This is a genomic window from Pedobacter sp. UYP24, assembly GCF_054057295.1.
Window position 1 is genome coordinate 230407 of the sequence record NZ_JBSRZD010000002.1, and the last position, 19609, is coordinate 250015.

At 38.3% G+C, this 19609-nt stretch carries 16 protein-coding genes, 1 tRNA gene and 1 pseudogene; 6 read left to right on the forward strand and 12 right to left on the reverse strand.

The window, feature by feature from the left end; translation table 11 throughout:
* Window positions 1-59: 59 nt before the first annotated feature.
* A complete protein-coding gene (locus ACVWYN_RS05680) occupies window positions 60-1004 on the reverse strand; it encodes an alpha/beta hydrolase (RefSeq protein WP_457287863.1) in 945 nt (314 codons plus the stop codon).
* Window positions 1005-1476: 472 nt separating this feature from the next.
* Here ACVWYN_RS05680 and ACVWYN_RS05685 point away from each other — a divergent pair, with 472 nt between their 5' ends.
* Entirely contained in the window at window positions 1477-1677 is a 201-nt protein-coding gene (locus ACVWYN_RS05685) for a PAS domain S-box protein (protein WP_457288367.1), read from the forward strand.
* A complete protein-coding gene (locus ACVWYN_RS05690; protein WP_457287864.1) occupies window positions 1601-2527 on the forward strand; it encodes a PAS domain S-box protein in 927 nt (308 codons plus the stop codon). The genes ACVWYN_RS05685 and ACVWYN_RS05690 overlap by 77 nt, the downstream gene beginning before the upstream one ends.
* 407 nt (window positions 2528-2934) lie before the next feature.
* On the opposite strand, the pseudogene ACVWYN_RS05695 reads toward ACVWYN_RS05690, so the two are convergent.
* Window positions 2935-3518, reverse strand: a pseudogene (locus ACVWYN_RS05695) (PDDEXK nuclease domain-containing protein).
* A gap of 28 nt (window positions 3519-3546) precedes the next feature.
* A complete protein-coding gene (locus ACVWYN_RS05700; protein ID WP_457287865.1) occupies window positions 3547-3900 on the reverse strand; it encodes a DUF1016 N-terminal domain-containing protein in 354 nt (117 codons plus the stop codon).
* A gap of 253 nt (window positions 3901-4153) precedes the next feature.
* Here ACVWYN_RS05700 and ACVWYN_RS05705 point away from each other — a divergent pair, with 253 nt between their 5' ends.
* Both ACVWYN_RS05705 and ACVWYN_RS05710 read left to right on the forward strand, forming a co-directional pair.
* Window positions 4154-5200, forward strand: coding sequence for a hypothetical protein (locus ACVWYN_RS05705; RefSeq protein WP_457287866.1), 1047 nt, complete (start codon window positions 4154-4156; stop codon window positions 5198-5200).
* Window positions 5193-6518, forward strand: coding sequence for a hypothetical protein (locus ACVWYN_RS05710; RefSeq protein ID WP_457287867.1), 1326 nt, complete (start codon window positions 5193-5195; stop codon window positions 6516-6518). The genes ACVWYN_RS05705 and ACVWYN_RS05710 overlap by 8 nt, the downstream gene beginning before the upstream one ends.
* Window positions 6519-6612: 94 nt before the next feature.
* Here the strand turns inward: ACVWYN_RS05710 and ACVWYN_RS05715 are convergent, their stop codons facing one another.
* From ACVWYN_RS05715 to ACVWYN_RS05725, 3 genes are read right to left on the reverse strand one after another with little or no spacing between them, the layout of a single operon-like run.
* Window positions 6613-8601 (reverse strand): DUF3732 domain-containing protein, encoded by a 1989-nt coding sequence (locus tag ACVWYN_RS05715; RefSeq protein WP_457287868.1) that lies wholly within the window; start codon window positions 8599-8601, stop codon window positions 6613-6615.
* Window positions 8601-9098 (reverse strand): three component ABC system middle component, encoded by a 498-nt coding sequence (locus ACVWYN_RS05720; RefSeq protein WP_457287869.1) that lies wholly within the window; start codon window positions 9096-9098, stop codon window positions 8601-8603. Before ACVWYN_RS05720 ends, ACVWYN_RS05715 begins: the two co-directional genes overlap by 1 nt.
* Window positions 9085-10305, reverse strand: a complete 1221-nt coding sequence (locus ACVWYN_RS05725; protein ID WP_457287870.1) for an ABC-three component system protein — start codon at window positions 10303-10305, stop codon at window positions 9085-9087. Before ACVWYN_RS05725 ends, ACVWYN_RS05720 begins: the two co-directional genes overlap by 14 nt.
* Before the next feature lie 795 nt (window positions 10306-11100).
* Between ACVWYN_RS05725 and istA the strand changes: the two genes are divergently transcribed.
* Entirely contained in the window at window positions 11101-12666 is a 1566-nt protein-coding gene (gene istA / locus ACVWYN_RS05730; protein ID WP_457287871.1) for an IS21 family transposase, read from the forward strand.
* Between the two features lie 5 nt (window positions 12667-12671).
* Complete coding sequence (istB, locus tag ACVWYN_RS05735; RefSeq protein ID WP_457287872.1) at window positions 12672-13388, forward strand: IS21-like element helper ATPase IstB; 717 nt, start codon at window positions 12672-12674, stop codon at window positions 13386-13388.
* A 459-nt stretch (window positions 13389-13847) separates the two neighbouring features.
* On the opposite strand, the gene ACVWYN_RS05740 is transcribed toward istB, so the two are convergent.
* From ACVWYN_RS05740 to ACVWYN_RS05765, 6 genes are all read right to left on the reverse strand, one after another.
* Window positions 13848-13931: transfer RNA gene (locus tag ACVWYN_RS05740), tRNA-Leu, on the reverse strand.
* A 23-nt stretch (window positions 13932-13954) separates the two neighbouring features.
* Complete coding sequence (locus ACVWYN_RS05745; protein ID WP_457287873.1) at window positions 13955-14719, reverse strand: MBL fold metallo-hydrolase; 765 nt, start codon at window positions 14717-14719, stop codon at window positions 13955-13957.
* 32 nt (window positions 14720-14751) lie between these two features.
* Complete coding sequence (locus tag ACVWYN_RS05750; RefSeq protein ID WP_457287874.1) at window positions 14752-15402, reverse strand: LolA family protein; 651 nt, start codon at window positions 15400-15402, stop codon at window positions 14752-14754.
* A gap of 18 nt (window positions 15403-15420) precedes the next feature.
* Window positions 15421-17958, reverse strand: a complete 2538-nt coding sequence (locus ACVWYN_RS05755) for a DNA translocase FtsK 4TM domain-containing protein (protein ID WP_457287875.1) — start codon at window positions 17956-17958, stop codon at window positions 15421-15423.
* A gap of 90 nt (window positions 17959-18048) precedes the next feature.
* Window positions 18049-18270 carry a PspC domain-containing protein gene (locus ACVWYN_RS05760; protein ID WP_457287876.1) on the reverse strand — a complete coding sequence of 74 codons (222 nt, stop codon included), beginning with the start codon at window positions 18268-18270 and terminating at the stop codon, window positions 18049-18051.
* A 2-nt stretch (window positions 18271-18272) separates the two neighbouring features.
* Window positions 18273-19553 (reverse strand): DUF2851 family protein, encoded by a 1281-nt coding sequence (locus ACVWYN_RS05765; protein ID WP_457287877.1) that lies wholly within the window; start codon window positions 19551-19553, stop codon window positions 18273-18275.
* Window positions 19554-19609 lie beyond the last annotated feature (56 nt).

Genomic DNA, 19609 nt, shown 5'->3' on the forward strand with positions numbered 1-19609 from the left:
TTTGAAATAGTAAATGTAGTGTTTCGTGCAGTATTTGAATATTTGTACTAGAGCCGGATTTACAGCTTTATCAGGTGCATACTCTTCATCCAATAAATACATCTGCCAAACCACTCTTCAAAAGAAGGTTGCGACAGAAATCCATGTTCGCCCTTAGCATATAAATGCATACCAACGGCAATTCCATGCTTTCTAAGTGCCTGGTAAAATCTAAGGCTATTCTCAACACTTACTACCTGGTCTTCGTTGGAATGAACCAAAAAAGTGGGTGGAGTAGCAGAAGTTACCTGAAGTTCGTTGGAAAAGAGATTAATCTTTTCCAATAAAGGAGATCCACCTAATAAAAAATTCCGTGAACCAATGTGTCCGATTTCATCGGTCATGCTGATAACGGGGTTAATTAGTAGCATAAAATCGGGACGAGTGTTCAACCCAGAGTTGCTTAAAATGCCAGCACCATCAATGTGTGTTCCTGTCATTGCAGCCAGATGTCCTCCTGCAGAAAAGCCCATTATACCAATCTTTGTTGGATCAAGTCTCCATTTGCCAGCATTTTTACGAACCAGCAGGATAGCCTGCTGAGCATCTTGAAAGGGACCAATGGATTTATCCACCATTGTCCGATCATTCGGGAGCCGGTATTTGAGCACGAAAGCGGTTACGCCCAACTTATTAAATGCGCTAGCGACATCGCTTCCTTCCCGCTTTGTGAGTAAAGTATGGTATCCACCTCCTGGACATATAATGACAGCGGTACCGTTGCCCCTTCCTTTTTCAGGGAAAAAAGCAGAAATGGTGGGGACAGAGACATTGTTTGTTAAGCTGTCGACTTCAGAATTGGCAACATGTTGCTCCTCATCCTTTACCTCTTTTGAATTGGGAATTTTTCCCTCATACAATGGAATTACGCTTTGGGCGGTACAATAATGGAAAGTCAGGACCAAAAAGGTGATCATCAATCCCTTAATTGCGCACATTGAATTAGCTGTTATACGTCTGTTCATTTTATTTGTAAATTTAACATTTACTAGTAAAAGCTATAGTTTTCCCTTATTTATTCATCTGTTCGAGAAATGGCGGCAGTCTTTACAAAATGTTTTTCATTATAGATGAACATAGCTATTACCATTACTTAGTAACAAGTTACAATAGATTGCTATCAGAAATGTATTAAATCTGCCAGCCAATAATGCCTATGCAAAAATTAGCAAGCGGCCTGCATACACAATTAAATTGTATATACGAAGGAGATTGTCCTTGGGAACAATCTTATCATATAATCCAGAATAAGCACTGAGCTGGATATTTTGATGTTGGGATAACATTTAAAGGGTTTTTAAGTAAGCTCGCAATACAGCGCAAAGGTGTACGTAACAGCAATGAACCTCAATCGAGCAAATTAACTAATAGTGATTTGACTATTGAGAAAAAATATTAAATTGCATTAACAAGTAAACAATAAACTTTGTGATCGCTATGCAAAATGTTCCTAATGTTTCTTCTCATATTGATAGTGCACTATTCCAGTTATTAGTAGCCAGTGTTAAAGAATATGCGATTTTCATGATTGATCCTCAAGGATATATCCTTACTTGGAACGATGGAGCAACTAGAATCAAAGGTTATCAGGGAAAGGATGTCATTGGTAAGCACATCTCAATTTTCTATGCCCCCTGATGACATTCTCAATAATGAACCCCAGCACAACCTCAATCTTGCATTACAAAATGGCACTTACGAATGTGAAGGTTGGCGGGTGAGACGCAATGGTTCACTTTTCTGGGCGAATATTATATTTACTCCCTTATATAGTAATGAGCAGCACATCGGATTTGCAAAAATGACCCGCGACCAGACTGAGCGCAAGATCCTTGAAGATCAGCGTGATGCCATGCATCATGAACTTGAACGCCGGGTTAAGGAACAAACAGGCAAAATAGTAGCTAATGAACTCCGCTTTCGCAAATTGATTGAGCACAGCCACGATGGCATTAGCCTGCTTGACCGAAATTTTAATGTATTTTTTCGAAGTCTATCGGCGACACGCATCAGTGGCTGGATCAATGAACAGCTAAACAGCGATATACATACACTAATTCATCCGGACGACAAGGAACTAGTAGATAAATTATTAAATAAGGTGCTGCAGAATCCAGTTGTACCTATCATGATCACCTATCGATCCCTTCACCGGGATGGGCATCATATTTGGTTGGAGTGTGTATTTACCAACATGTTGTTAGACGAGCATATCAATGCCATTGTCTGTAATTTCCGTGATATCAGTAGTCGTGTGGCATCTGAAATCGAAATTTTACGCCAGAACGCTGCCTTACGTGAAATATCATGGATCAGTTCACATGAAGTTAGACGGCCTGTCGCTTCGATCCTGGGATTAATGAGCCTAGTTAAACAAACCTCTGATTCCAAGGAAAAGGACGAGTTTATTGAAATGGTAGATAAATGTAGTCAGGGTCTGAATGAGGTTGTACAACTAATCAATGATAAAATTAAAGACCTTTATTAAAAAGCAAAAGCGCAAATCCGATTACAACGCTTGATCAGAAACCGATAAACAACTGGTGAGAAATACAACCAATATATTATTTATAAAATCCTGAACCCTACTGAAAGTCAACAAGAAAGGGTTGCTTTTTAATGAGCAACCCTTTAAAAAATCAGAACTTAATCTGTTTAGTACCCGAGAGCAGGAATACTTTGAACATTTAAATCGCCTTTTATTGCTTATTGAGCCTACAATTTAGGATTTGGAGAGAAAAGGATTCATATAATTTTTTTGACAAATCGAGTCTTGTCAAGGGAGTGAATACCTTGACAAGACTATTTTAGAAAAAAAAAGTTGGCAAATCTGAAAAATATTATTTAGTAGAATGAATGGACTTTTTGCTTGAAATATTATAACAAGGGGTTTTGTCAGTTCTCTTTACTTTTTAACTCATTTTCTATCTCTTCAATTGTAGGTAGACTTGACTGCAAATTTTTAGGTAATGATCTTGTCAACTCAAATTCGGAAATACCAATGGGTTTTTTCATATCCCTCAAAGCATATTCAGCTATAACTTTGTCCTTAGTTTGGCACAGGATTAGACCTATAGTAGGTTTATCTTCATCGTTTTTAACTAAATCATCAACAGCCGAACAATAGAAGTTCATTTTTCCTGCATATTCAGGCTTAAAGTCGCCCTTTTTTAAATCGATCACAATAAAGCACCTCATTTTCAAATGATAGAATAAAAGTCCTGATCACTGACTGTCAATTTATATTGTCTTCCAACGAAAGCAAAACCTGCTCCTAATTCTAACAAGAACTTTTCTACATGCTTTATCAGCTCCGTTTCTAATTCTCTTTCAGTAAAAGGTTGAGTAAGTGTTATGAAATCAAAAATATATGGGTCTTTTAGTGTTTCTCTCACCAAATCTGATTGCGAATCAGGTAATGTCTTCGGAAAATTATTAACAGCCTCTCCTTGCCTTAAATGGAGATTGCTTATTACCATCAATGCCAAGACGCCTCTATTCCAGCCGTTAACTATAGTTTGATCCACATACCAAAGCCCTAGTTTTCTTTTCCTTTACCTTCTGTATAAGTAAGATATTGTGTCCCCAGGGAATTTGTGAAACAGGCTGTTTCATAAATTCAACTTTGAAAATGATGCTGTCTTGTAATTGTGAAACAGGCTGTTTCGCAATTACACTTTCAAAATCATATTCTTTATAGAATTGAACCATGAACTGAAGATTTCTCTCTGAAAATCCTTTAATTTCCCGTAATTCATTTTTGATATCATTAGCTAATCGAGAGGTAACTGTTGCTCCCCAACCTTGCATAGATTGGGATGTTATAAAAAAAGGTATAATATGATAGCCCTCCAATTTCATTTTTACCCTGACTTCGAGAATCGAAATATCTTTTCTGAGGGATTGGAACATAGCACGTGCTTTTCCACCCAGGCTTTCTCATTTTCATTTCCAACTAAAAAGGGTCTCTTTCCTCTGCCATTTCTTTTGCAGATTTAGATGCGGATGGGTGAACCACCACGGTAACCATTAAATTCTTAGCTACTAACTTTTCCATAATTAAACTATATTTGGAAGTTGACAAATAGGATTTTTAAAAAATTAACCAACTCTAATGGCTATCAAGTCAATTTCGTTAAATAGTCAGCTTGAAACTGAACTTTCAGAAATGCTTTCAAATGAGGGTATGGAATGTCCACACACCCAAGAAGGATTGATTGATTTGGTTAATCAAATTTCTACTTATAAAGAAGAAGGCAAGTCATTATTTCCAGAGGTCTATATAACTGATAATTTGACTACAATAAAAAAATCCCTGACTAATACAGACTTCATAAAAATTGGCAATGGTGAAAGGCTTGCAAAATCAGTGGCAAAAGCTTTAAAAAAATGTGCACCATTAGCATTCGGAGGTTGGTGTATTTACATTTTGAGAAATGCTGATGATTTTGAATACGGGATGTTTAGAGCAGGTGCTACAATTATATCAGTACCAATTTTTAAAAATATTATTGATGATGGTGATAAAGAGGAAACTCTTATTGGTGTAAGGCAAATTGCAGACAAAATTGTTGAGGTTAGTGGGGTCAAAGGACATACGCTCACAATAAATTTTGGCGCTATGTCGCTCTCTGGCAGCTCAATTTTAGATGAACAAAAAAGTTTCATTGCATCTATAACAGAAACTGTCCACCCTGCAATTAAAGATCAGCTAGAAATATTTTTTTCTAGGCTTTTTCTCTATGTAACACAAAATGGACACGGAAATCTATGTGCTGTATTAGACCATACGAAGAATTACCCCAGGTTACTATCAGACGGTATTTTACTTGAAAATGAAGTAACTATGTCCGAAACAATTAGACAGCTCAATGAAACTGTCGAAGGCAGGAGTATTTTGGAAATAAATTCAAAGCTTAATGGTTCATTTAATCTAATAGCTGGTATGATGATGAGCGACGGAATCACAATCTTTTCGAATAATGGTACTGTTATCGCCTATAACGTATTCATTAAACATCCCAAAACTGGTAATAACGATACTTCAGGTGGGGCAAGGAGTCGTACCTTTGCCGTTTTAAAGCAAAAGCTTTCTAGAACAATTAAGTCAGTATACATTCAGTCGCAAGACGGAAAAACGGAGGCAAAAAAACATGAGTAAATTAGAACTTTGGAAAAGTAACAGTGATATTGCCATCTCAAAAACCGAGGATATATCTTCTGCATTAACTTTAGCGATACAACTACGAGAGTCTGACAAAATCCAAATAATTTCAGCATATAATGGAGGCAACTACCAGATGTTGTCAACTTACGTATGGACGAAGACTATAAATGCTATAAAGGCACAGCTCGCAAAAATGGGAAGTGCATTTGTTGGTGAAATGTTGGACCGCCCAGATATAAGTGAATCAACAAATCTAAATAATGCCATTACAGATTTCGATGCATTGCAACTCGCCCAAGATTTCGGATTAATTACGAATAAAAGTGCATTTAGATTGAAACAAAGCATGGATCTCGTGAATTATTTCAATAATAGTAGTGGCGAAGATGATGATGATAATGACGAGAACTTTACTAGAATAGATGCGCAAACTGTTCTTATATCGTGCATACAGAGCATATTGGGACACGAAAAGGTAGAATTCAGCCTTAACTTTTTGGAATTTAGAAACTCGTTGGAAGATCATACACTTTCAGATGAAGATAAGAATATACAAAAACTTGTTAAAGCTCCATATTTTTTCAAACGTGCCACGCTCCGAATACTTCTTTCAATAATCAAGACAAGTCAAAGCGCCCAATTGGAAAACTCTCTTGCGAATGCCAATCTAATCGTGCCGATGGTTTGGACAGAATTAAAATTACCCGAAAGATGGCAGATTGGAAGAGCTTATGCCGAATTGAATTCTGAAGGAAAGTCTACTGCAGTTAGTGGATTAAAGAAGCTGCTTTTAAAGGTCAAAGGGTTCGACTATGTTCCTGAAGACTTAAGATCGAATGCTTTCATTAAGGCTGCTAATGACATTATTAACGCTCATGAAGGTTCTGATAATTTTTACAATGAACCAGGCGCTATAAAAATTCTAATGAATATGGGTAGCGTAATCCCAACACCAGCTCTCCCACTATGTCTTAGCGCTACACTTTCTATAAAATTGGGAAATACCTGGGGTGATTCATGGAGTGCCCAAGGTCCAGCAGATAGCATTTTGAACAATATATCGTTTGATAGGTGGGTTTATTATTTTGAACAGTGCCTTTTAAATGATCGACGTGTTATGTATAAGCTTACAGAGTCACGTCCGGCTGGAAGATGGATAGATTTTATTAGAGGCTTGAAACACACTCCAAAGCTAATAGATTCTGTTCAAGACAATGTGGTATTGAACATTTTAAAAGCAAGCCAAGGGGCAAAACGTCAAAACTTGTATGCTATAGTTATAAAATATTTGGATGAAAATCATCAGCAATAACTGTAATTTAGACGTTTGGCGAAAAATTCTAAAATTCACCTCATAACTAAATAAGTGTTTTTGACCAAGGTACTTGATTGCATGAAATTTCTGTCTAATCAAACCAACTATTGGGAATTAACGCTCTATCATCTTGATCAGGCTCATCATCCCTCCAACGTTTGACTTTGATTACATTTTCAAAACCACTCCACGCATAATCACCAACATGCTCAAGAATTATTATCTGTAATTGTGTTTTGGTTCTCTCAACGGCACTATTCACGGACTCGAAAATCCTTTTAACCCGCACAATATCTTCATTATTGCTTAAGGCTTCCTTATCATTTTTCTCGGGGAAATACACCTGTGTTGGTTGATCTAAAAAAATAAAGTTAGGGCATGGGTGATTAGATCTGCTCAAGAAAAACTCATGAAATGCAAGGATAGTAGAAATGTGGTAAGCCATATAGTTTGACCCTGAACCAATTTCATAGAGCGCATCAGTCCTTCCTGAATCAGAAACAAATGTCAAAGTGAGGTCTTTCTCGTTAAACTGTATCAATTCGGCATAATTTTCTGCCTTGAAAATTTCAGCATAATGAGATATGGCATCAGTAATTTTCCTCTTCGCTTTTTTAACCTTGTTTTCGATTACATCCTGATTGATAAGTTTGTTAATGGCCTGCTTTCTTTGCTCCAATCTTAGAATTTCAGTTTCCGTTTCTTTATCCTTTGAAAAAGCTTCGAAATTTAAAAGTTCTTTTTCAAGGTTACCTACAAACCGATAAATCGAATTCATGGTATTTAGCTGTTTATTATCATCCTCGCTCGTTTTTCTGAGCACTGAAAGTTCCTGTCGAACGATGTTGAGGTCTGCAAGTTTTTCACTAATAGAGTTCGAAATTTTTCTCAGTTCACCATTTAATACAGTAATATTATCGTTGAGTTGGATTCCTTTTGATACGATTTCCTTATTGGTATTAATTAACGAAGAAATATATTTTTTACCAGTATCGGTCTTCGAAAGGCAAAATGGACATTCTTCTTCGTGCTTCGAAAGGAGCGTATTGAACCAGCTACTTGTTTTTAAACGACCATGTTGTTTAAGCAGATCATCCCTGTAAATAAGGTTACCATCAATCAGCCGTTTGAGCAGCTCCTGGCGATGTTTTAAGTTTTGAAGCTCATAAGCAACATTGAGTTCTTGCGAAGTCAGTTCGGAAATCCTATTGGATGTTCTGGCAACAGAATCAAGTGGCATCTGGATAACTTTCCCGGAATTAAGTTCTTTTGGTATGATACTTAGTGCGCTTATATACTCAGTGGTAGACCAATCCTCATTTGAATTGATATTGTTTGCCAGCAATCCAAACTCTTTGGCTTGTACATAATAACCCCTAACCTCTCCCAGCCATCTGTTTATGCCACGCTGCTTTTTCTCTACCTCACGGTTCAATTCATATAGGCGACGGTCAATCACTTTCATCTCTTCTCTCAGTTCTAGATATGTATTGTCCACCGCCTGTAAAACGTAGTTGAATATGCTGATTAATTTTTGCCTATGAGCCATCGAATCTGTCCTATAAAAAAGACTTGCCTGATTTGCGATAATATATTGGGGCTGGAACAAAAACGATGTAAAATCACGAAAACTCGGGTGCGCATCGAAACCTGCCTTACTGCCATCCTCAGCGAAACCCAAGTCAGATAATCCTGCAATCCTGTTAAGTGCCTTTTTAACGTCAATTACATTACAGTTTCCCTCAATCTTTTTTGGTACTTTTAAGCTGGAATCTTGACGCATGTACATATCCCCAGAGGCAATCTGGCCGCCTGGTTCTTTCCTTGCTAACAATAGTTGCTGACCATTACCAAGATCTATGTGTATCCCGAACCAATCGGTAAAATTCCGAATTTTCCTTGTAGGAATCCTACACTTGCTACTCCCCAAACAATAATCCACTATTGCAATAAGCGTAGACTTGCCCTTCTCACTACCTCCAGTTATTACATTTACCTTATCTAAAACAAAGTCGATCCTGCGCAATGATTTTTCAGGATCTTTCGGAAGAAGAAAAACAGATTTGATTCTAAATTCCATTAAAAATGAAGGTTGAAGTAAAATAATAGTTCTGAATGGTTAAATTGGCTGAACCAGGCACCTACCCTTTTTGACGCGTTTATAATATCGGCATAATCACGATTTTTGTCAATTTCCTCTTTGATTTTTGCTGGTAAGAATTTCATTTTTGGAATAATTAAATCTTGGTCTCTATTATAGCTAAAAAGTCCTGTAACAGCACCTAGATAGATTGATTCTAAACTCAGCTCTGCCATTGATTCCATCCGTTCCTGTAATCCCGAAAACAGATCTTTATTTTCATCTAGCGTTCTCAAAAGGCTTCCTTCCTTAAAATTTCGTTCTTTGATGTTCTGAATGACGCGACGATTCAGGCATAATGAAAGGACAGGCATAGTACACATTAGGTTTGGGCAGCTCCGCTCAAGGTGATGCATCTGGTAGTAAATGGCAAATTGCCATATCGCATGGGCTCCAACAACCCTATTTTGAAAGATATCAAACTCATTTAGTTTCATCAGTATTGTCAATTAAGGTTTCCCAATTTGGATGCCATCCCAATCGTGGTTCATTTGCCAGAAAATGGAACGATCCCTTATGGGTATAGCCCTGTTCCGGTTGATAGCTATTTAACATACCTTTGTATAACAATGACTTATAGTAGATTTCATACCCCACTTGTATATGATCTCCTTGCTTCGCATACTTAAAAATTGGCCTAGAGATGCTTTTCCAGTAATTGAAAAGGTCTTCAAAATAAAGGTCAAACTTTTGCTTGGAGATTTCACCATCATTGGCAAAACGACTTCGTTCAGAAGCGGCCCTAACAAAATCGTGAATTGCTTCGATTATTTCATCTTCGTTACAACCAATATGCGAAAGCTGTTCTACAAACAGCTTGCCTCGATTTTTTTCGATTGCTCCCTTGTCGACAGGAAGCGAATCGATAGTTTTTTCAAAGAATGATTTTTTCTTATATTCTGCTAACAGCTGTGTGTACTGTTGGTTGAATACCTTCACGGTAATCCAACCAGGTTCCTTATTTCTCCACTTTACCATTAGGGTATCGACTACAAATCCGAAAAGTGATTGGTACATATAATCAAATGGAATATCAGTGGACATACTCAGATTACTAATAAGCTTGTTTTTCATCTCTACTCTCTTATGCATGTATGTATTATCAAGCACAGTTATTCTGTCAATGACCAAAATCAAAACCTCAACTGGACAATCCAAAATGACTTGCCCATATGTTTTAAGTGATTTTGGTAGCGTGGAGGCACGTATTTTCAGGTCATCAGCAAGACTGATGATTTCCTTATTTTTATGTTTTAAATTACCTTCATTGAGCAGGTGTTCCCGATCTAATGTAGAAATGAGCCTGCTCGCGGGAATCCGTTTATTAGTCAGGAAGGAAAAAGTCGCCTGTCCGACATCAAACCTTTTGGAAACAACAGCTTCAACCCAAATGCTCAAAGTTTTCCATAGATCCTCACTACGGTCGGCGTAAGGAATTTTCTTACTTATGCTGTGTTTAGCCTGCTCGTAGATGTTCCCGATATTTTCACCACTGTTTAGTTTCACAGTGATGTCATCGTCTACTTCTACACCTACAACGGCATCAATTGAAGAGGAACTAAGCCAGTCCAATGCCCTTTCGATTTGGAACAGAAATCCGAGAAAACTTCCATCCGCGCCATGAAGATTTTGTTCATCACCCATTCATTTGATTTATTGCCACAAAAAAATAGATGTTCATACAAGTAAAAAACTTGATTGAGAACATTTTCCTTGAGAGGCATTTATATTCCTTAATTTTTAAAGATAATGATTTATGAAGTGAAATCCTAGCGACCGAAGGTGATACATTTGCTAATGTCTGCTTATACTAATGGCCAACGATAGTTTTCAATACCCACCATTTACTAACACATTCAATAGATTATTTCAGAAACGACTGGTTAATATTTTAAGGCTATTTTTTTCATTTGCATGTTTTTTCCATCTATTTCTATCTGGTAAAGAAGAATACCTTTGTAAAGCATTCTCTTTAGAGCTTTTATAGACTTAGCAAGTTCTGACTGCTTAACATTACATCCGAAAATCACTTCTCTAACAGCTTCTTCAGGATATTCAATTATTTGACTTTCTGCAATTTAATTTTAGAAAAGCGAGTATAAATACACTATTAGTGTTGTCACTACCAAACAAGATAATAACTGACCAAAATAGCAAAACAGACATCTAGAAATGAGAAGAGCATTAAGTGGATATTCCGGAGCATGCTGACCCCGGCATATTGGATTAAAAGCTAGGGATTTTGAAGGGTTCTTTATTAAACAAACCCTGACATTCCGGCGGATACTGACCCCCCTTGTATTAAGAAACGTTACGTACCGGATCATGTTGACCCCTCTTGATTGAGTGGAATCGATGATGTACCGGAGCATACTGACCCCCCTCTTTAATATGGTTTTGGTTTATTAGGTGAATATTCTTCACCTAAACAGAATGCTGATGGCTGGAAAAGCAAAAGCAATGAGTCAGATCAAACAACTATTACGTTTACACAAGCAAGGGGATTCCATCAAAAGTATGGCCCGCAATCTCGGTATCAGTAGAAATACCGTGAAATCTTATTTAGTCAAGCTGGCTACTGGTAAATTACCGGTAGCAGAACTTTTAGCGCTTGAAGATCCTGTATTGGAGAGCAGATTCCATGCGGGTAATCCGGCCTATAAAGACCCCAGGTTTGAACATTTAAGCAGTAACCTGGATTACTTCCGTAAAGAGCTTACCCTTGTTGGGGTCACTAAAAAGCTGCTTTGGGAAGAATACATCCAGGTTTATACCGAAGGATATGGTTATTCCCAGTTCTGTTTTCACCTTCAACAGCAACTGCTGGCCCGCAAACCGGGCATGAAACTGGAACACCTGCCTGCAGATAAGCTGTTTGTTGATTTTGCTGGTAAGCCATTACACTACATAGACCAGTTAACTGGTGAATTGATTGCCTGCCAGGTATTTGTGGCCTGCCTTCCGTTTTCCGACTATAGCTTTGCAATGGCAGTGCCAAGCCAGCAAACAGGTGATTTCCTTCATGCCCTTGGCTGCTGTCTCAACCAGATCGGCGGAACTCCTGCGGTATTAGTGCCTGATAATCTCAAATCTGCCATCATTAAAGCCGACCGTTATGAACCCGAGATTAACCGCGCACTGGAAGACTTTGCCAACCACTACAACATTACGGTGATCCCCGCAAGACCAAGAAAGCCTAAAGACAAGGCCTTGGTAGAGAACCAGGTTAAACTGGTCTATAACCGGGTATATGCAACGCTGCGCAACCGCCAGTTCTTTGATATTGCTGCGCTGAACCAAGCAATAAAAGAAAAGATAAGGGCGCATAACCAAACCCGTATGCAACAAAAACCATGGTGTAGGGAAGAGCGTTTTCTGGCAGCAGAGAAACACTTGCTTGGCGCACTTCCTGAAACAGGCTTTGAGCTAAAGTATTACAGCGAACCCACGGTAGCCAATAATAACCATATTTACCTTGGCAGGGATAAACATTACTACAGTGTACCTTTTGCTTATGTTGGAACAAAAGTAAAAGTGGTTTATACCCGTTCGATGGTTCATATCTACGCCAGGGGTAAACAAATTGCCGTCCATATCAGGAGCTATTCGCCAGCAGGATATACTACAGACAAGGAACACCTGAGTTCACACCACCGCCATTATCTGGACCGGAGCCCAAAGTATTATATGGATAAGGCAAAGGCGAAATCGCCGGAACTGCACCAACTTATCCAACTCATCTTTGATCAGCCCAGGCATCCAGAACAGCTATATCGTACCTGTGATGGGCTATTGCGTTTGCATAGAACAGCACCTCCAAAAGCTTTCGCCAGTGCCTGTAAAATTGCAGCAGAACACCAGAACTTTTCCTACAGGTTCGTTGAGCGAATACTGAACAATAAAATGGAAGATCAGCAGGAAACCGCTGTAAAAGAACAACTACTGCCCAGCCACCAAAACATTCGCGGTAAAGCATATTATACACAAACCACTATCAAATTCTAAACAAAATGAACATTGAAACACAACTTAAACAATTGCGCCTGCACGGCATGAGCCGTAGCTGGCAGGCATTAATAGAAACCAGGAAACACCATGAGCTTTCCTTTTCTGAAGGAATGGAGCTGCTGATACAGGCCGAACAGGATGAGAAGGGCAACAAGCGCTTTGAGCGTCTGAATAAGAATGCCCACTTTAGGTACCAGGCCTCTGTTCAGGAACTGAATATGGATGCTTCCAGAGGCCTGGACAAATCATTGATGACAACGCTGGCCACTGGAGAATATATCCCAAAAGGAGAAGCTGTGCTGATTAGCGGAGCCACAGGAACAGGCAAGTCCTTTCTTGCTTCAGCACTGGGTCATCATGCCTGCTCCCAGGGATATAAGGTGGCTTACTTCAACCTGCAAAAGCTACTGCTGAAAACCAAAATGAGTAGGATTGACGGAACGATCTATAAGTTTTTTGAGCGGTTATCCAAAACGGATCTGCTGATACTGGATGACTTCGGGTTAACACATTTAGAACAACAACAGCGTTTGGACTTTATGGAAATCATTGAAGATCGGCATGCCACTGCCTCAACTATCATTGCCAGCCAGTTGCCTGTGGCAAACTGGTATGATGTTATTGGAGAGGAAACTATTGCTGATGCAATACTGGATCGAATGGTGCATACTTCCTACAGAATTGAACTAAAAGGAGAAAGTCTAAGAAAAAAGAGGTAAAATTGTCAGGCGATCAGCTTCGCTGAACTAAAACCATAAGGGGGGTCAGTATGCCCGGTACGGGGGTCAACATCTCCGGAATATCCATTAAGAAGACCAACGCACGAAGAAACTAAAATTAAATGCCATAAAGATGAAAAATTCATCAAATCCATAACTCAAATCATAGCCGAAATTGTAAAAAGTGAAAACAAAACTGGAAAAATGTTCTAAGCTAATCTGATCATGGTATCAGAGCCAAGTTTATTTTGATAAAAAACACGCCAAATCTTAATGAATTAACAATCATAACGATGCAAAAACAAATAGGAAGACCGTCTAAAATCAACGATCTTGAAGTGCTTGAAAATCAAAAATTTGGAAAATTAGACTTTCTAAAAGTGCCGCGAAAACACTTTGAACATCAAGATTTTTAAAACAAAAACAGCTAACAATCAGATTGTTAGCTGTTAAAAAGTGTACCCGAGAGCAGATTCGAACTGCCACGCCTTTGCAAGCACCAGCCCCTCAAGCTGGCGCGTCTACCAATTTCGCCACCCGGGTATTTAATTGGTGCAAATATATACTTATTCAGAATATAATGTCAAGCCATCGTAAGCTAAATTAATGTGAGGTGGTAATTCTTTTTCTACCTCTTCATGTAAACCTAAGTTGTGACTGATGTGGGTAAAATAAGTTTGATCTGCTCCAATCTTTTCAGCAAAAGCAATAGCCTCATTTAAAGTAAAATGTGAGATGTGTTGCTCTCTTTGTAATGCATTTATTACCAGAATCTTAGAGCCTTTAACTTTTTCAATAGTTTCTTCAGATACGGTTTTCGCATCGGTGATATAGGTGAAATCTCCTATTCTAAATCCTAAAATAGGAAGTTTATAATGCATTATTGGCAGAGGTATGATCTTTGTTTCCCCAATATAAAATGGCTCATCACCTATGGTATGAAGGTCAATTTGCGGCAGTCCCGGATATTTAACTTCTGAAAAAATATAAGAGAATTCTTTTCTTAATGCGTCCTGAACCCTATCGGTAGCATAGATATCAATATTCTTTTTCAGCAGGTAATTAAAGGGCCTGATATCGTCCAAACCAGCTACATGGTCTTTGTGCTCATGTGTAAATAATATCGCATCAAGGTCTTTAACTTTAGCCCGCAGCATTTGATACCTAAAATCCGGGCCGCTATCTATTACTATGGTCTTTTCGCCGGTTTCAATAAGCATGGATACCCTAAGGCGATTGTTCCTTTTATCAAAAGACTGGCATACTGCACACTGACATGTGATTACAGGTATACCCTGAGAAGTACCGGTTCCTAAAAAAGTAATTTTCAAATTGGATTCGTTGAGATTCAAATGTAACCATGTTACCGTAAATCCACAACCTCAACACCAGGATATTTCTTGGCATCAAAACCAAATACACTTTCCGAAGCTTTAAAATTAGGATTAAAGCTTTTTATGATATAAGTATACTTACTGCCACTCTTGTCAAAAATGACTGCACTGCTGATCTGTTTTGCAGCTTTATCTATGGTAAGCCTTATTTTGAAGATCGTTTTGGTAATGTCTAAAGGGCTTAAATCTATGATTTGATAAGTCTTTGCACCAACTTTACTTTCTCCCACATAGAGATATTTATATCCCTTTTCATAAATCGTAAAAATCTTTGCGGGGTTAATGGCATCCGCATTGTTATCCAGATCGGTTACCTGAACTTCTTTATTCTCCTTTAAATAAGTCCACTGGCTTTTACCATCACTAAACAATTCCTGATCGGTCATCACTACCTTATACTTATTAGTACTGGCCATAACAATTAATGACCCTTGTTGTGTTTCCTTTATCTTTGCTTGTGGGTTATCAATGGTAAAAGTGAAATCTGTTTTTATAATTTTATAGGTCCTGTATTTTTTGCTCAACTCATTCAGGATAGCCTTAGCTTTAGCGTCTGTTTGCGCATTTAGATTAAAAACGAGCGAGAGTGTAATTCCCAACAGCACAATTATCTTTTTCATCAGTATTTTAATTTGCGATTATTTATTGTTCAGTTCATTCAAGAACTGTTCCAAAGCATAATCATCATGAATTAAAACTTCTCGTGCCTTGCTTCCTTCAAACGGACCTACTACCCCGGTTGCTTCCAGTTGATCGATAATACGGCCTGCACGGTTGTACCCGAGCTTCAATTTACGTTGGATTAATGAAGTGGAGCCCTGCTGGTGCATCACAATTAACCGGGCTGCATCTTCAAACATGGAATCCCTGTCGTTGGGATCAAACTCTAGTTTAGCAGTTTCCGCAGCTTCGTCAACATACTCAGGCAATTGATAGGCTTCCGGATATCCCCTTTGGTTACCGATGAAATCAGAAATCCTCTCTACCTCAGGGGTATCTACAAACGCACATTGCAGCCTGATCAGATCATTACCGGTAGAAAGCAGCATATCTCCCCTACCAATCAGCTGATCGGCACCACCGCTGTCGAGAATAGTTCTTGAGTCTATTTTAGAAAGTACCCTAAAAGCCAAACGCGCCGGGAAATTGGCTTTAATAGTACCTGTAATAATGTTTACTGATGGCCGCTGGGTAGCTAAAACTAAGTGTATACCAACCGCACGTGCCAGCTGCGCCAACCTGGCGATTGGTGTTTCTACCTCTTTTCCTGCTGTCATCATTAAATCTGCAAATTCATCTACAATTAAGACGATGTATGGCAGAAAGCGGTGGGAATTATTTGGGTTGAGCTTCCTTTTTATAAACTTTTCATTGTACTCTTTTAAATTTCTGACCTGCGCATCTTTTAAAAGATCATAACGCTGATCCATTTCAATGCACAATGAGTTCAATGTATTGATTACTTTTTTTGTATCCGTAATAATGGCATCAGCCTCTCCGGGTAGTTTTGCCAAAAAATGGCGCTCAATTTTATTAAATAACGTCAGTTCCACTTTCTTAGGATCTACCAGCACAAACTTAAGTTGGGATGGATGCTTTTTGTAAAGCAGGGATACAAGTATGGCATTGATACCTACAGATTTACCTTGACCAGTTGCCCCGGCAACCAATAGATGGGGCATTTTAGATAGATCGGCAATATAAACTTCGTTGGATATTGTTTTACCCAGCGCAATTGGCAAATCCATGGTGGTGGTCTGGAATTTTTCGGTTGCAAGAATACTCCGCATAGAAACCATTTCAGGATGCAAATTTGGAACTTCAATACCTATTGTGCCTTTTCCGGGCATTGGTGCAATAATCCTGATTCCCAAAGCGGCCAGACTCAATGCGATATCATCTTCCAGGTTCTTGATCTTCGAGATACGTACACCAGGTGCTGGGATGATCTCATACAAAGTAACAGTGGGTCCGATAGTGGCTTTGATCTTATCGATCTCTATATTATAGTGGTTAAGGGTTTCAACAATCTTATTTTTATTGGCTTCCAACTCTTCCGAATTTACCGGGATCTTGTTGGATCCATAATTCTCCAGCAAGTCCAGATGCGGATATTTGTAGCTTGCCAAGTCTAATGTTGGGTCATAGTTCCCAAATTGTTCAACCAGTTCTTCAGACTTCTTATCTTCTTCTGTTTTTTCAATAGTTAATACGGGCTCTGCTTTTATTGGCGATACCTCAAGTTCCATTGGCAAAACTACAGGAGCATTCATGACATTAACTGCAGGCGTAAAAACAGGGATAATTACCTCTTCTACTTCTTTTTCTTCAAACCTTGAAGGTGTAATGATTACATTTTGCTCCTTTTTACGCTGACTACCCAGCTTGTCGTTCAATGTAAATTCAACCGGTTCAGATCTGACCTCGTCTACTAACTCAATTGAATCCGGTACATCAGGAATAATAGCTTCTTCGCGTTTACGTTCTGGTAATTTAAAATCTATGTTATAGGCAATGATCAGGACAGTTAAACCCAGAAAAATGATGAGACCACCAACGCCTGCATTGCCAATTTGCGCCACAAGCAATCGGTTACTCCAGAAACCAAGCTTTCCCTCCAGGAAATGTGGTGCGTTATTCAAAAATGAATGACCAAAACCAAAAACCAGGGACATAAAAAGCAACAAGAAAAAACTGTAGCCCAATGTCTTCTCGATTGAGAATATCTTTACTTTAAATAATAAACGATATCCGATCACAAAGAAAACAAAGACAAACAGAAAGGATGATACACCAAACCATTCGTAAATAAACTGATGAGAAAGCAGTGCGCCAATTTTACCCAACCAGTTTTGAACAACGGGCGAAATGTTAACTTGTTGTAGTTCTTCGTATGATTTGAAAAGGTTGTTCCAGCCACCATTCGCATCAATTACATAACTGTAATCTTCCTGCCATGTGAATAAATAGGAAGTGAAAGCAATTAGAAAGTATAAGGACAATACAATGAACACCAGTCCTGTTATCTTAATGAATCTGCCATTCTGAAAATTCAGTCTGGGCATGATATCAGCTCTTTCTATAGGCTTTTTTGATGCTGATGAACGTGAATTTACCTTATCTGTAGGCTCATTTCTGAAAGAATTTGATTTAAATTGATTTCCCCTTACCGACATTTTCCTTACTAATCTTGTTTAATCAACAAACTTAAATAAAAGTGCTTAAGCATTTACCGTGAACCAAAATTATTTTATAGAGATTAGTTTTTAGACATCCCAGATCCGCATGCGGATCTTCTTTGCATAGTTTCGCACGTCAAGCACAATTGCGGCCAGCACATAGAATATAATCGGAAATCCTACTGCAAGGAATGACGAGTAGATAAAAAACAGCCTTATCTTACTGATAGACATATTAAAACGCTCTGCCAAATAGGTACACACGCCAAAACTCTGCTTTTCAAAATAGGTGACAATTCTTTGAAACATATTTATTTCTTTAAAATCTTGATTCCGATACCACAATTTAAACATTTTTTTTGAGCACAATAGTATTTATTTAATTGAAGTATGGCTTGGGAGTTAAAAGCATTGTTGACCACTAGGCCAGCTTCAACATATTGATTTACAATTGAATTGTTTTCTTGAGGGATTTGTTCTAAAAAACCAAGAGAACGCTCTACCATCGCATCGTTTGAGGTGTACCTGCCATACGTAAATAAAAATACACATACTGTATTTATCAATATGTTTTCAACTGTCTTTTTGCCCAGTTGTAAAGGAACATCATCAGCATCTTTTTTAAAATGGTAGTGGGTTGTCCAGTAAGTATTCACTGGCAAATCTTCTATGTGAACGAGCAGTTCCTTCCATGTAGTAGCGTGTAAGATAGCTGAAAAAAAATCTCTTGAATGTATTTGAAGTGCAGCAAATTGTGCCAGCCGTATGGTTGGAAAACTAACCGGACGCATCCTTAAAAACTTCCAAACTGATACAGGTATAGGGTTAAGCGAGTATTTTCTTTTAAGAAACCTATAGGCCAACCACAATTGAACCGGGTATTCTCCCTCCATTTGATCATGGAGAAAACCCGCTTGCCCAAATAGCAGTGCTTCTACCTCAAGCGGTTTATCCGAATGTTTTTGCAAAATTTGCTTAGGTAGGTTCATTGCCAGCATCTCAAAGGCTGCTGCGTTAACTTTAAATCCAAAGTTTCTGGCGAGAAAAAAATAAAAGGTTTCATTCCAATCTCCCTTTCTTTCTTTGAGCGCAGTTATTACCTCTTCGGATTTCTGTTCTAGCCTTTCAATAAGTAACCTCGACAAGAAATTACTTACGATTAAGCTTTCTATTTTGCCTATCTGACTTTTGCAGGGAAAGCTATTTAGCCCATTTAACAATGTGGAATAGTTAACTAGCAAACCTTCGTTAAAGCGCTCCTTTATTACTAAAGTTGGAATGGCTTGCCCAGCCTGTTGACTAATGATCTTGTCGTTGTTGTAAACTACATGGAGTACTACGGCCTCATATGCTGGATTTTGGTGATGGTTATGTAATTCCCAATCGGAACCCTTAACATGTATCTCCACATCTCCAGCCCAAAATATTTGGTCTATTATTAATTTGGCTTCCGTAAAATCAGGACCGGCATTTTTATTAAGTCTACCCGGATTTAAAATCTGTAATGGCCTGCCATCAACACATTTTAGATCAAGGTTATTGAATAGTCTATATTGCCAAATGAAGAATAAAAAATTCTCGGATATTTCCATAACTGCTAAACACAGTAGAATAGTTGATAAAATACAACACTATTGTATTTTATTGA

Bases quoted from the DNA above. Each gene is read 5' to 3' on its own strand.
- ACVWYN_RS05680 (WP_457287863.1), bottom strand. From the start codon at position 1,004: ATGAACAGACGTATAACAGCTAATTCAATGTGCGCAATTAAGGGATTG.
- ACVWYN_RS05685 (WP_457288367.1), top strand. From the start codon at position 1,477: ATGCAAAATGTTCCTAATGTTTCTTCTCATATTGATAGTGCACTATTC.
- ACVWYN_RS05690 (WP_457287864.1), top strand. From the start codon at position 1,601: ATGGAGCAACTAGAATCAAAGGTTATCAGGGAAAGGATGTCATTGGTA.
- ACVWYN_RS05700 (WP_457287865.1), bottom strand. From the start codon at position 3,900: ATGAAATTGGAGGGCTATCATATTATACCTTTTTTTATAACATCCCAA.
- ACVWYN_RS05705 (WP_457287866.1), top strand. From the start codon at position 4,154: ATGGCTATCAAGTCAATTTCGTTAAATAGTCAGCTTGAAACTGAACTT.
- ACVWYN_RS05710 (WP_457287867.1), top strand. From the start codon at position 5,193: ATGAGTAAATTAGAACTTTGGAAAAGTAACAGTGATATTGCCATCTCA.
- ACVWYN_RS05715 (WP_457287868.1), bottom strand. From the start codon at position 8,601: ATGGAATTTAGAATCAAATCTGTTTTTCTTCTTCCGAAAGATCCTGAA.
- ACVWYN_RS05720 (WP_457287869.1), bottom strand. From the start codon at position 9,098: ATGAAACTAAATGAGTTTGATATCTTTCAAAATAGGGTTGTTGGAGCC.
- ACVWYN_RS05725 (WP_457287870.1), bottom strand. From the start codon at position 10,305: ATGGGTGATGAACAAAATCTTCATGGCGCGGATGGAAGTTTTCTCGGA.
- istA (WP_457287871.1), top strand. From the start codon at position 11,101: ATGGCTGGAAAAGCAAAAGCAATGAGTCAGATCAAACAACTATTACGT.
- istB (WP_457287872.1), top strand. From the start codon at position 12,672: ATGAACATTGAAACACAACTTAAACAATTGCGCCTGCACGGCATGAGC.
- ACVWYN_RS05750 (WP_457287874.1), bottom strand. From the start codon at position 15,402: ATGAAAAAGATAATTGTGCTGTTGGGAATTACACTCTCGCTCGTTTTT.
- ACVWYN_RS05755 (WP_457287875.1), bottom strand. From the start codon at position 17,958: ATGTCGGTAAGGGGAAATCAATTTAAATCAAATTCTTTCAGAAATGAG.
- ACVWYN_RS05760 (WP_457287876.1), bottom strand. From the start codon at position 18,270: ATGTTTCAAAGAATTGTCACCTATTTTGAAAAGCAGAGTTTTGGCGTG.
- ACVWYN_RS05765 (WP_457287877.1), bottom strand. From the start codon at position 19,553: ATGGAAATATCCGAGAATTTTTTATTCTTCATTTGGCAATATAGACTA.